The following is an 11860-nucleotide window of genomic DNA, read 5'->3' on the forward strand; positions in this document are numbered from 1 at the left end:
GGCGTCCACATAGTGGTCTAGACCTGAGTGGCATGAGACAGCCCAAGTAGACTGGCAGCTCACAGTCCAGACCGGGAGACTCTCGTGGCCCTCGTTGTGCAAAAGTACGGTGGTTCGTCCGTTGCCGACGCGTCCTGCATCAAGCGGGTCGCGCAGCGCATCGTCGCGACGAAAAAAGCCGGCAACAGCGTGGTCGTCATCGTCTCCGCGATGGGCGACACCACCGACGAGCTGCTCGACCTGGCCGAGCAGGTGTCGCCGCTGCCTCCGGGCCGCGAGCTCGACATGCTGCTGACCTCCGGGGAGCGCATCTCGATGGCGCTGCTGGCGATGGCGATCGCCAATCTGGGCCACGAAGCCCGTTCGTTCACGGGCTCGCAGGCCGGGGTGATCACCGATTCGACACACGGCAAGGCGCGCATCATCGACGTGACGCCGAGCCGCATCCGTGAGGCGCTCGACCAGGGCCACATCGCGATCGTGGCCGGCTTCCAGGGCGTCTCGCAGGACACCAAGGACATCACCACGCTGGGCCGTGGCGGCTCCGACACCACCGCGGTCGCGCTGGCGGCGGCGCTGGAGGCGGATGTCTGCGAGATCTACACGGACGTGGACGGCATCTTCACCGCGGACCCGCGCATCGTGCCCGGGGCACGCCAGATCCCCAGGATCTCCTACGACGAGATGATGGAGATGGCGGCCTGCGGGGCGAAGATTCTGCACCTGCGGTGCGTCGAGTATGCTCGCCGCTTCGACCTGCCGATTCACGTACGAAGCTCTTTCAGCAACAGGGAAGGCACGTGGGTCGTCTCCGACCCTTACACCGAAGGAACCGAGATGGAGCAGCCGATCATCTCCGGCGTCGCGCACGACCGGAGCGAGGCCAAGATCACTGTTGTCGGGGTGCCCGACAAGGTCGGTGAGGCTGCCGCGATCTTCAAAACCCTGGCCGACGCCGGGGTCAACATCGACATGATCGTGCAGAACGTCTCGGCCGCGGCGACGGGCCGCACCGACATCTCCTTCACGCTGCCGACGACCGACAGTTCGACCGCGCTGACGTCGCTGAAGAAGATCCAGGGAGACATCGCCTTCGAGTCTGTGCTCTTCGACGACCAGATCGGGAAGGTGTCGCTGATCGGCGCGGGCATGCGCTCGCACCCCGGCGTCACGGCGACGTTCTTCGCGGCCCTCGCCGACGTGGGGGTCAACATCGAGATGATCTCCACCTCGGAGATCCGCATCTCCGTGATCGTCGAGCAGGACGGTGTCGACGCGGCCGTGGCCGCCGCGCACCGCGCCTTCGATCTCGAGTCCGACCAGGTCGAAGCCGTTGTGTATGGAGGTTCAGGACGATGAGCAGGCCCAATCTCGCACTGATCGGCGCCACCGGCGCCGTCGGCACCGTCATGCGGGACATCGTCTCGACGCGGGACGACATCTGGGGTGAGGTGCGCCTGGTGGCCTCCCCGCGCTCGGCGGGCAAGGTGCTCCAGGTCCGCGGCGAGGACGTGGTCGTGCAGGCGCTGGCGCCCGAGGTTTTCGACGGCATCGACATCGCCATCTTCGACGTGCCCGACGAGGTGTCGGCCGTCTGGGTGCCGATCGCGGCCGAGCGTGGCGCGATCGCCATCGACAAGTCCGGCACGTTCCGGATGGAGCCCGACGTCCCGCTGGTGGTGCCCGAGGTCAACCCTCAGGACGCGCGCGACCGGCCGCGTAACATCGTCTCCACGCCCAACTGCACCACGCTGTCGATGATGGCGGCCATCGGCGCGCTGCACGCGGAGTATGTGCTGACCGAGCTCGTCGTGGCCTCCTACCAGGCGGTGTCGGGTGCGGGCGTGGCGGGCTCGGCCCGGCTCTACGACGAGGTCGAGGCGCTGGCCGGTGACCGCACGATCGGCCAGGTGGCCGGTGACGTGCGCAAGGCGCTGGCCAACAAGCTCCCGGAGGAGTCGCCGTTCCCCGCGCCCGTCGCGTTCAACGTGGTGCCGTGGGCGGGATCCTACAAGGACGGTGGCTGGGCCTCTGAGGAGCTCAAGCTCCGTAACGAGTCCCGCAAGATCCTCGGCATTCCCGACCTGAAGGTCTCCGCGACCTGTGTCAGGGTGCCGGTGATCACCACCCACTCGCTGGCCGTGCACGCGCGCTTCGAGCGCGAGATCACGGTGGCCGACGCGCATCGGGTGCTGGAGGCGGCGCCCACGGTGGTGCTGAGGGACGACCCGGCCAACGGCGTCTACCCGATGCCCGCCGACGTGGTGGGCACCGATCCCACCTACGTGGGCCGGGTGCGTCAGGCGATCGACTTCCCCAACACGCTGGACCTGTTCGTCTGTGGCGACAACCTGCGCAAGGGGGCCGCCCTGAACGCGGCGGAAATCGCCGAACTGGTCGCCTCGGAGTTCTGACCGGATCCTGGGGCATCCTGTTCATCGGAAGAGGATGTCCCAGTGGTCGCCCTCGTCGGCGTAGATCGAGCCTGACGGGGTGCGGTACAGCGGGGAGCCATCACTCCGCATCCCGGTTCGATCGTAATTTTTGGTTATATAGCGATCGATGCACTGATTGTGTGAGATGTCAGCCTTGTAGCCCGCGCCATGGCTCAACGGGCCGGGCGCGTGGCCTGCTTCGGTGCCGCCGGTGACCATGACCGGACACCCGCTGCGCTGCTTGAGCTCGATGAGCCCCGAGACGGTCGACGTCCGGACCGCATCCAGCGAGGTGCAGTAGCGCAGCCGCTTGTTGCTGCAGTTGCCCGTCGATCGCCAGCGCAGGCCCGCCCCCTTGAGCCAGCGGGAGGCGCTGGCGTGGGACAACTGCACTGTCGCCTGCCTCGGCAGGGCGCGGTGCAGGTTCACCAGCGGCCGGTGGGCCTGCTTGGCCCGTGGCCGCGCCGACCACTTCCAGCCGGTCCCGGCCTGACCCGCGCGCGCTTCGGGGCGTCGCTCGCGAGGGGCCGCCTGCTGGGCGGGCCGCACGTTATAGGTCTCCTCCTGGGCTGTCGCGGCCTCGGCGGGCGCGGCGTGCCATCGAGGAGCCTTGTACGCCCCCCCGAGGTGATAGACGCGAACGATCGGGGCCGGCGCTTGTCGTGGCTCTTCCACTGGCGTGATCGGTGCGGCGGAGGCCGCGGACGCCAGTGCGATTATGGAGATTTCGAGAGCAAAGAGCGCGACCACGAGGAGCCGCACTGTCCTACGTATCCACATGTCGATGCCTTTTCGCGGAATAGCCCTTCCGCTGGAATCATCAATCCCACTGTTCACGCCGGATAACCCCTGCCACACCAGGATCTTTGCCTTGTGGCGCCGATCACCGTGCGGCTTCATGACCTAACCGCGCATTAAGCCGTAAAGTGACGAACGTGTCCGAAGCCCGAAACCGAGAATCGGAGAGCACCCGAGAGGTCATCGTCGAGACGGCCTTGCGCCTGTTCCGGGAGCGTGGCTTCGAGGCGACGACCATGCGCGCGATCGCCGCCGAGGCCGGGGTGTCCGTGGGGAACGCCTACTACTACTTCGCCGGCAAGGAGGCGCTGGTCCAGGCCTACTACGACCGCGCCCAGATGGAGCACGAGAGGGCCTGCCAGGAGCTGCTGACCACCGAGTTCACGCTGGCCGCCCGGCTGAGTGGGGTGCTGCGTGAGTGGGTACGGGTCTCGGAGCCGTACCACGAGTTCGCCGTCAAGTTCTTCAAGCACGCGGCCGAGCCGACGAACCCGCTGAGCCCGTTCAGCGCCCAGTCCTCGCCGGCCCGTGAGGCGTCCATCGGGATCTACCGGCAGGTGGTCGAGGGGGCGCGTGACCGGATGAACGCCGAGCTGCGTGAGGAGTTGCCGGAGCTGCTCTGGCTGCTGTCCATGGGCATGGTGCTGTTCTGGGTGCACGACACCTCGCCGGGGTGCGCGCGCACATACCGGCTGATCGAGGTCACGGTGCCGCTGGTGGACCGGCTGGTGAGCCTGTCGCATCTGCCGGGGCTGCGGGGGATCACCCAGGACTTCGTCGCCGCGGTGCACGAGCTGCGGGCATAGTGCGGAGACCGACCGGTTGGTACGGTCGGGGCATGACGCAGAACTGGGGCATGACGATCCCCTTCTACGACCGTTCGCTCGCCCAGTCGCAGGAGCTGATCGCGGAGCTGCCCGCACTCGGTTACACCGACGTGTGGTCGGCCGAGGTCAACGGCGTGGACGGGTTCACGCCGCTGGCGCTGGCCGCGCAGTGGGCCCCCGGGGTCAGGCTGGGCAGCGCCATCGTGCCCGTGTCGACCCGCGGCCCCGGACTGCTGGCGATGTCCGCCGCCACGCTGGCCGATCTCGCGCCCGAGAGGTTCGTGCTCGGCATCGGCTCGTCCTCCCCGGCGATCGTCGAGCGCTGGAACGCGGTCGAGTTCGTCAAGCCCTACGCGCGTACGCGTGACACCCTCCGCTTCCTGCGGGAGGCGCTGGCCGGCGAGAAGGTGTCGCGGGCGTACGAGACCTTCGAGATCAAGGGCTTCAAGCTGGAGCGGGCGCCGAAGGTCCCGCCCAGGATCGTGCTGGCCGCGCTCCGGCCGCGGATGCTCCACCTGGCGGCCGAGGAGGCCGACGGCGCGATCACCAACTGGCTCTCGCCCGACGACGTGCGCACGGTGCGCGCAGAGATCGGGCCGGACACCGAGTTGATCGCCCGCCTGTTCGTCTGCGTGAACGAGGACGCGGACCAGGTGCGCGAGCTGGCCCGGTGGATGCTGGCCGGCTACCTCACCGTGCCCGCCTACGCCGCCTTCCACGACTGGCTGGGCCGCGCCGAGGTGCTACGCCCTCTGCACGAGGCGTGGGCCGCAGGCGACCGCAAGGCGGCGCTCAAGGCCATCCCGGACGAAGTGGTCGACGCCCTGGTGGTGCACGGCGACGCGGCCACCTGCCGGGCCAGGATCCAGGAGTATGTCGACAACGGCCTCGACACGCCGGTGCTCGCCCCCATCCCCAGCGGTGACGTCTCGATCACCCAGGCGGTGCGCGACCTGGCGCCACTAGATCGTTAGGAACCAATCTCCCCGAGTAACACGTTATGTCGTGAGAGTCGGGTAAGGGGGATCACATGATGGCGAAATCACCAGCACGGGCGGCGGCCGCATGGCGCACGTACCAGGAAGTCACCAAGCCTGGAACGCCGGGACTGATGACGAGGGTGCGAGCGATTCCGCGCATGATCGGCGCGGTGATGCGCGGCCGATACGCCGGCCTGGGCAAGGGCAAGCTCGGCATGATGGCGCTCGGCGTCGTCTACATGATCTCCCCGATCGACGTCGTCCCCGACTTCCTCGTCCTGATCGGGGTCGCGGACGACTTCGGCGTGTTCCTCTGGCTGATGGCCTCGCTGCTCGGCGAGAGCGGCCGTTACGTGGACCACGAACGCCAGATCATCACCGGGCGGGTCGAAGGAGCTCCTCAGGAGGGATAGATCTCTTCCATCCTGAGCCAGGCGCGCGACGGCAGCGGGTGCCCGAACAGCCGGGCCGCGTTGCCGTACGCCACCCTGGCGATGTCGGCGGGCGGCAGCGCGCCGAGATTGCGCGAGACCGCCTGCTGGGTGTCGGGCCAGGTCGAGTCGGAGTGCGGATAGCCGCTCTCCTGCAGGACGTGGTCCAGGCCCACCGCCAGCCGCACGCCTGACAGCGCGTGGTCGTCGAGCGTGCCGAAGAAGAAGTTACGGCGCAGCACCTCGCTGGGCTTGATCCCGCCGTCCCACTCCGCCTCGCCCGCCACCGGGTGGTCGAGGGCGTAGTCGGCCCGCTCGGCCAGCATCGGCAGCCAGCCCACGCCACCCTCCACGATGAGGATGCGCAGGTTGGGGAAGCGCAGCGGCAGGCCGGACCAGAGCCAGTCGGCGCAGGCGAACATGGCGCTGGTCGGCATCAGCGTGGTGATCGCCTCGATGGGCGTGTCGGGCGACGGCACCGGCGACCAGCTCGACGAGCCGGTGTGCAGGCACACGACCGTGCCGGTCTCCTCGCAGGCGGCGAAGAACGGGTCCCAGTGGCCGGTGTGGATCGACGGCAGCCGCAGCCGCGTCGGGAACTCGGGGAACACCACGGCCTTGAAGCCCCGCGCCGCGTTGGCCCGGATCTCCTTGGCGGCGACGTCGGGATCGGGCAGCCAGGGGAGCTGCAGGCCGATGATGCGCTCGGGGTAGGTGCCCGCCCAGACGTCGATGTGCCAGTCGTTGTAGGCCTTGACCAGCGCCAGGCCGAGCTCCTGGTCGCGGGTCCTGGCGAACGGCATGCCCGCCTGGCCGGCCACCATGCCGGGGAAGCACAGGGCGGCCCAGATGCCGGCCATGTCCATGTCCTCGATGCGGGCCTCGATGTCGTGGCAGCCGGGGCGCATGCTGTCGAACCTGACCGGGTCCAGGGTCCACTGCTCACGCGGCAGCCCCGCACCGACGTCCAGGCCCGCGCAGGGATAGGTGGCGCCACCGTAGCGCCAGACCTGGTGACCGGCCTCGGTCTCGACGACCTTGGGCGCGACCTCGGCGTACTTCTCCGGCAGCCTGTCCTCGAAGAGGTCAGGGGGCTCGATCAGGTGATCGTCCGCCGAGATGATCACATAGTCGCGCCGCCTGGGGTCTGGGTCGGGGAGCAGCGGCGTAGTCACGCAGGTAACCGTACGACGACGGGATAACGTCGAACAAGCTGCGACGTATCCGTTGGGTCTCCGAGGCGGTGGGAGAGCGCCATCACTCGGGTCCGGTCAGGAGATGCTCGCGCAGCCGGTCGACGACCGTGGAGTCCAGGCGGAGCACGTCGGTGACGTACCCCTCGACAGAGCCGTGCCTGCCCGCCAGGTCGTCGAGGAAGTGCCGCATCGTCTCGGCCGGCGCCAGCCCGAAGCCGTCCCACATGGGCGCCTCGGGGTGCCTGCGGAGCCAGTCGGCGACGAAGCGCTCGGTGGCCAGGCCGGTCAGCGCGTAGTCGGCCACGATGTCGTCCTCGGCCACGCCCACCAGGGACAGGATCAGGGCCGTGAGCAGGCCGGTGCGGTCCTTGCCCGCGGCGCAGTGGACGACCACGGGGGCGCGGTCGGCCTGGGCGATGGTGGTCACGGCGGTGCGCAGGTGCTCGACGCCGTCCTCCGTCACCTCCAGGTAGCGGTCGGCGAGGAAGCGCGCCACCGGCTGCGTGCCGTCGTAGGCGGTGAGGTTCCAGCGACGGCCTTCGACGGGCAGGTTGTGGTAGGTCAGGCCGTCCTCCTCGGGCACTCGTCCCGACCCCGCCACCTCGTGGGGGTGGCGCAGGTCGATGACCGTCTTCACGCGGAGCGCGCGGAAGGTGTCGAGGTCCTGGCCGGACAGCCGGCCGAGGGAGTCGGCGCGGTAGAGCCGCTGCCACCGGACAGTGCGCCCGTCCTTGGTGGCATATCCACCGACATCGCGAAAATTGTGGACATTGGTGAACTCGATGTGGCGGATCATGTCCTCACCTTAATTGGGGGAAACTTCCGCCTCCAGGGGTGCGTCGGCGTCCTCCTGCGCCTTGCGATCGGCCACCTCACGCCGGATCAGCAGCACCCAGCCACCGATCGCGATCCCGATGAACAGCCACCACTGCACGCCGTACGCGAGATTGAGCCCGCCGCCCGCCCCCACGTCGGGCGCCGGCACCGGCGCGGGCGCGGCGGAGCTCTCCGGCCGCTGCTCGACCAGCTCGACGTACCCGCCCACGAGCTGGTACGGCAACGATGCGCCGATCTTGCCGGGATTGATGAGCAGCACCTGGCCAGGGGGCAGTCCGGGGCGGTCCCTGAGGCCGCTGTTCTCCTCGGTCTCGGCCGGACGTAGCCGTCCGGTGACAGTTACCTCACCTGTTGGCGGGGCGGGCACCTCGGGCGGCGCGTCGGCGGTCGGCCCGGCCTGCACCCAGCCCCGGTTCACCAGCACGGCCTGCCCGCTGCCGATCACCAGCGGGGTCAGCACGTAGAACCCGTTACGCCCGTCCTGGGGCCGCCGGCGCACCACCAGCGCGTGCTGGGCGTCGTAGGTGCCGGCGGCCACGACCTTCCTGAACCGGTCGGACTCCTTGACCGGTTGTCCGGGCCTGGCGAGCTCGCCGAGCGGCACCGGCGCGCTCTCGATGTTGCTGGTGACCAGGTCGCTGTTGGCAGAGCGCTCCTCGAAGCGCCCGAACTGCCACCGGCCCAGGAACACGAAGGCGGGGATCACGAGCAGCACGACGAGGTGAAGCGCCACCCAGCGAGGGGTGAGCAGGAACCGGTACACCCCTCAAGGGTAGGCACCAGGGCCGATGCCTCTCCACGCGCCTCAGGCGGTCGAGAGCCCCGAGCCGGGGCCGGGCAGTGCCGTGACCTCGCGGGGACCGCCCACCTCGTGGCCTTCGGCGCAGCGGAAATACTGCTCGACGGGGGCGCCGCAGTCGCGGTGGGTCAGCAGGACAGGCGGGCCGTCCTCGCCCGCGAGATAGCGGTCGCCCCAGTGCATGAGCGCGATGAGCAGGGGGTAGAGGTCGCGGCCCTTGTCCGTCAGCCGGTACTCGTCGCGTTGCCGCTGGCCGGGCTCGCGGTAGGGGACCTTGCGGAGCAGGCCCTCGTCCACCAGGCGGGTCAGCCGCGCGCTGAGGACCTGCCGGGGCGCGCCGGTGATCGCCTGCATGTCGGCGAAGCGGCGGACGCCGGCGAACGCCTCGCGGAGCACCAGGAAGGTCCACTTCTCTCCGACGATGTCCAGGGTGCGCTCGATCGAGCAGTTGGTCGCCGCCCGGAGGGGCTCGTTCATGAGCACATGATACCTGAGTTCAATTGACAGACTTAGAGGACGTGGTGAAGGCTGGGTCCATGTTCGGAACCCAGTTGCCGCTCATCCGTCCGGTCAGAGCCGACGACGAGGAGCGGATCCGCCGCTTCCTGGCCGGACTCTCCCTGCATACGCAGACCCTGCGCTTCTTCGCCGGGGTCGGCCGCCCGTCCGCCGGTGTGGTGCGCGCGCTGATCGAGCTCAACGAGCGCAGGGACGCCCTCGTCGTCGTGCACGAGGGGGAGATCATCGGCCACGCCATGAGCTACCGGGGCGACCTGAGCGACGTGGAGATCGCCGTGGTGGTCGCGGATCAGTGGCAGGGATTCGGGCTGGGGCCGGAACTGGTCGAAAGGCTGCTCCTCCGGGCCGTGGTGCGCGGCGCGACCACCGTCGGCATGGACGTGCTCGGCGAGAACCGGCGGGCGCTGAGGATGATCCGCAAGGTCTGGCCCGAGGCCAGGATGACGGTCACTTCAGGATCTGTGGAGGTGACCGCTATGATCCAACAGGCGAAGGTATTTGCGGAACAACGTTCTGGTGCAGCACCATGATGACGTGAAGAGTGTCAAGAGCGGACGCGACGGACGGACCCGCATCATCGAGGGCGCCCTGCGCCGCTTCAGCCAGGACGGCGTCTCGGCCACCACCCTGGCCAGCCTCCGCGAGGAGAGCGGCGTCAGCGTCGGCAGTTTCTACCACCACTTCGCCAGCAAGGAGCACGTCTTCGGCGTCCTCTACGCCGAGACTCTCGCCGCCTACCAGCAGGAGTTCCTCGCCGAGCTGGTCGGCCACCAGGACGCGCGGGCCGGCATCGAGAGCGTCGTCGCCTTCCACATGCGATGGGCCGGCGAGCACCCGGAGCGGGCCAGACTGCTGATCAGTGAGCGCCCGCCGCGCAAGCACGAGCCCGGCGGCGCCGAGGTGGCCGAGTCCAGGCGCGCCTTCTATCGCCAGGTCAGCGACTGGTGGCGGCCGCACATGAAGAACGGCCTGCTCCAGCCCTTCCAGGCCGCCATGTGTTACGTGCTGTGGCTCGGCCCCTCGCAGGAGATGTGCCGCCTGTGGTTCGCCGGGGCGCACACCCCCACCGACGAAGAGATCAAGGGCCTGAGCGAGGCGGCCTGGCAGAGCCTGCGCCAGCACGACGAGTAGGCGAGCCCGCTAGGCCGGCTGGCGGATCCGCGTAGGCACCCGCCAGCTCGCGCTGTCGAGCGAGATGTCCAGCCGAAGCTCGCCGCGCTGCCTGCGCAACCCCGGCACGCGTACGCGATCGAGCACGTCGAACCGGCCGCGGGACGGATAGCCGAACCCGAGCTCGCCCGGCAGCACTCGGAGATCGTCGCGGTTTCCGCAGTGTGGGCATGTCCACGACACCAGGTCGAGCCCGCGGTTGTAGTCGGAGCAGGCGCCGAAGTATTCGTCGGGCACGAAGCGCGACTCGCAGGCCAGGCAGGGAATGAGCATTGTGGGTCCGCTCCTCGTCGAACGGGTGACTGACCTCCTAAGAAGTATCCCGTCCCACTTGTCCCACGCTTGCGGAACGCTTGGGTACTTCGGTAACAGTATGATCACTGTCGGTATCGGATCATGCGTGGAGGTCTGCGGTGAAAGGATGGACTCGTGGAACGACTGCGCGATCATCTCCTGGAGACCGGCTACACCATCGACGGCGTCCGTGCCCGGCTCGGCGACGTGGCGGCTTCGGCGCTGGCCCGTGAGGAGCTGGTCCCGGCCCTGCGCGCCACGGCGGGGAAAGATCCGCTGGCCGCGCTGATCCGGCTGTGGTGGCTCGGCGCCGAGGTGGACGCGGGCGACCTGCCCACCGCGGTGCTGGAGTCCGGCCTGGTGCGGGTGACGGGCACGCGGGCCAGGGCGGAGGTGCACCTGCAGCCTTGGGAGGAGGACGGCTACGTCGTCTCCGACCGCAAGGTGCGGCCCGGTGACCCGGCGCTGCGCCCCGACCACGTCGTGGGCGCGGGCGGCGCGTCCGCCAACCTGGCCCAGCTCGTCACCCGCCGGCCCGTCGAGCGCGCCCTCGATCTCGGCACCGGCTGCGGCGTGCAGGTGCTGTCCCTGACGGGGCGGGCCCGGCACATCACGGCTACGGACGTCAACCCACGGGCGATCGAGCTGGCGAAGCTCAGCTGGCGGCTCTCCGGCATCACCGGCGTGGAGGCCCGCACCGGCTCGCTGTACGAACCGGTGGCGGACGACCTGTTCGACCTGATCGTCGCCAACCCGCCGTTCGTCATCTCTCCCGGCGGTGAGCTGACCTACCGCGAGACGGGAGCCGACGGCGACGGTTTCTGCCGCGATCTCGTACGGCGCACGCCCCGCCATCTCAATCCCGACGGCCAGGCGCACTTCCTGGCCAGTTGGCTGCACGTCGAGGGCGAGGACTGGCGCGAGCGCGTCGGCGGCTGGCTGCGCGAGACCGGCTGCGACGGCTGGGTGGTCGAGCGTGACCTCCAGGACCCGGCCGAGTACGTCGAGCTCTGGCTCAGGGACGCCGCCGAGCACGGCACCCCCGGCTACACCGAGCACTACGACCGCTGGCTGGCCTGGTTCGAGGAGCGCAAGGTGGAGGCGGTCGGCTTCGGCTGGATCACCATGCGCAACTCCGGCACGCTCGACCCGGTCGTCCGCGTGGAGCAGCTCACCCACAAGGTCGCCCTCCCCGTCGGCGACTACGTCGACGACGTGCTGGACGCGATCGCCACCGCGCACCGCGTCGCCGATCTCGACTCGGCGCTGCTGCGGACCGCGGACGGGCTGCTCGACGAGCGCATCGGCCTGCCCGGCGCCGAGGACCCCATGCGGATCGTGCTGCGCCAGACGACGGGCCTGCGCCGCAGCAGGGAGGTGGGCACGGTGGAGGCCGCGCTGGCCGGCGTCTGCGACGGAGAGCTGGCCCTGGGGCCGCTGCTCAACGTGATAGCCGAGCTGGTCGGAGACGGCGCGATCCCCCACCCCGACGCCATCCGCCCGCTGATCGCCGAACGCTACTTCCTCCTCTGACCCACCGGGACGCCGCCTCCTGCGCGATCCGCCGGCCCCAC

14 protein-coding genes are annotated in these 11860 nt (G+C 69.4%); 8 read left to right on the forward strand and 6 right to left on the reverse strand.

Annotation, left to right across the window (positions count from 1 at the left end; all coding sequences use genetic code 11):
- Window positions 1-84: 84 nt before the first annotated feature.
- Together ACTMTF_RS33010 and ACTMTF_RS33015 are read left to right on the forward strand one after the other, a co-directional pair.
- Window positions 85-1359: an aspartate kinase gene (locus ACTMTF_RS33010; protein WP_397015694.1), complete on the forward strand. Its 1275-nt coding sequence runs from the start codon at window positions 85-87 to the stop codon at window positions 1357-1359.
- Window positions 1356-2414, forward strand: a complete 1059-nt coding sequence (locus tag ACTMTF_RS33015; protein ID WP_441114197.1) for an aspartate-semialdehyde dehydrogenase — start codon at window positions 1356-1358, stop codon at window positions 2412-2414. The genes ACTMTF_RS33010 and ACTMTF_RS33015 overlap by 4 nt, the downstream gene beginning before the upstream one ends.
- 21 nt (window positions 2415-2435) lie before the next feature.
- Here ACTMTF_RS33015 and ACTMTF_RS33020 read toward each other — a convergent pair whose 3' ends face one another.
- Window positions 2436-3335: a hypothetical protein gene (locus tag ACTMTF_RS33020; protein ID WP_441114198.1), complete on the reverse strand. Its 900-nt coding sequence runs from the start codon at window positions 3333-3335 to the stop codon at window positions 2436-2438.
- Window positions 3336-3370: 35 nt separating this feature from the next.
- Between ACTMTF_RS33020 and ACTMTF_RS33025 the strand changes: the two genes are divergently transcribed.
- From ACTMTF_RS33025 to ACTMTF_RS33035, 3 genes are all read left to right on the forward strand, one after another.
- Window positions 3371-4039, forward strand: a complete 669-nt coding sequence (locus tag ACTMTF_RS33025) for a TetR/AcrR family transcriptional regulator (protein WP_397015700.1) — start codon at window positions 3371-3373, stop codon at window positions 4037-4039.
- Window positions 4040-4071: 32 nt separating this feature from the next.
- The gene (locus ACTMTF_RS33030) at window positions 4072-5034 is read left to right on the forward strand and encodes an LLM class F420-dependent oxidoreductase (protein ID WP_441114199.1); all 963 of its coding nucleotides are present in this window, start codon (window positions 4072-4074) and stop codon (window positions 5032-5034) included.
- Between the two features lie 137 nt (window positions 5035-5171).
- Window positions 5172-5453: a YkvA family protein gene (locus tag ACTMTF_RS33035; protein ID WP_397015704.1), complete on the forward strand. Its 282-nt coding sequence runs from the start codon at window positions 5172-5174 to the stop codon at window positions 5451-5453.
- Here the strand turns inward: ACTMTF_RS33035 and ACTMTF_RS33040 are convergent.
- From ACTMTF_RS33040 to ACTMTF_RS33055, 4 genes are all read right to left on the reverse strand, one after another.
- Window positions 5441-6646, reverse strand: coding sequence for an amidohydrolase family protein (locus ACTMTF_RS33040; protein WP_397015706.1), 1206 nt, complete (start codon window positions 6644-6646; stop codon window positions 5441-5443). The genes ACTMTF_RS33035 and ACTMTF_RS33040 overlap by 13 nt on opposite strands.
- A gap of 82 nt (window positions 6647-6728) precedes the next feature.
- Window positions 6729-7463: a tyrosine-protein phosphatase gene (locus ACTMTF_RS33045; protein WP_441114200.1), complete on the reverse strand. Its 735-nt coding sequence runs from the start codon at window positions 7461-7463 to the stop codon at window positions 6729-6731.
- Window positions 7464-7472: 9 nt separating this feature from the next.
- A complete protein-coding gene (locus ACTMTF_RS33050) occupies window positions 7473-8267 on the reverse strand; it encodes an SURF1 family cytochrome oxidase biogenesis protein (RefSeq protein WP_441114201.1) in 795 nt (264 codons plus the stop codon).
- 42 nt (window positions 8268-8309) lie between these two features.
- Window positions 8310-8780 carry a winged helix-turn-helix transcriptional regulator gene (locus ACTMTF_RS33055; RefSeq protein ID WP_441114202.1) on the reverse strand — a complete coding sequence of 157 codons (471 nt, stop codon included), beginning with the start codon at window positions 8778-8780 and terminating at the stop codon, window positions 8310-8312.
- Between the two features lie 59 nt (window positions 8781-8839).
- Here ACTMTF_RS33055 and ACTMTF_RS33060 point away from each other — a divergent pair, with 59 nt between their 5' ends.
- Window positions 8840-9352, forward strand: coding sequence for a GNAT family N-acetyltransferase (locus ACTMTF_RS33060; protein WP_397015714.1), 513 nt, complete (start codon window positions 8840-8842; stop codon window positions 9350-9352).
- A 4-nt stretch (window positions 9353-9356) separates the two neighbouring features.
- Complete coding sequence (locus ACTMTF_RS33065) at window positions 9357-9953, forward strand: TetR/AcrR family transcriptional regulator (protein WP_441114203.1); 597 nt, start codon at window positions 9357-9359, stop codon at window positions 9951-9953.
- Between the two features lie 9 nt (window positions 9954-9962).
- On the opposite strand, the gene ACTMTF_RS33070 is transcribed toward ACTMTF_RS33065, so the two are convergent.
- Window positions 9963-10265: a hypothetical protein gene (locus ACTMTF_RS33070; RefSeq protein ID WP_397015718.1), complete on the reverse strand. Its 303-nt coding sequence runs from the start codon at window positions 10263-10265 to the stop codon at window positions 9963-9965.
- Between the two features lie 156 nt (window positions 10266-10421).
- Between ACTMTF_RS33070 and ACTMTF_RS33075 the strand changes: the two genes are divergently transcribed.
- Window positions 10422-11819 (forward strand): DUF7059 domain-containing protein, encoded by a 1398-nt coding sequence (locus ACTMTF_RS33075; RefSeq protein ID WP_397015720.1) that lies wholly within the window; start codon window positions 10422-10424, stop codon window positions 11817-11819.
- The last annotated feature ends 41 nt before the right edge of the window (window positions 11820-11860 follow it).

Origin of the sequence: Nonomuraea sp. ZG12 (assembly GCF_052068115.1) — a bacterium.
Classification (GTDB): domain Bacteria; phylum Actinomycetota; class Actinomycetes; order Streptosporangiales; family Streptosporangiaceae; genus Nonomuraea.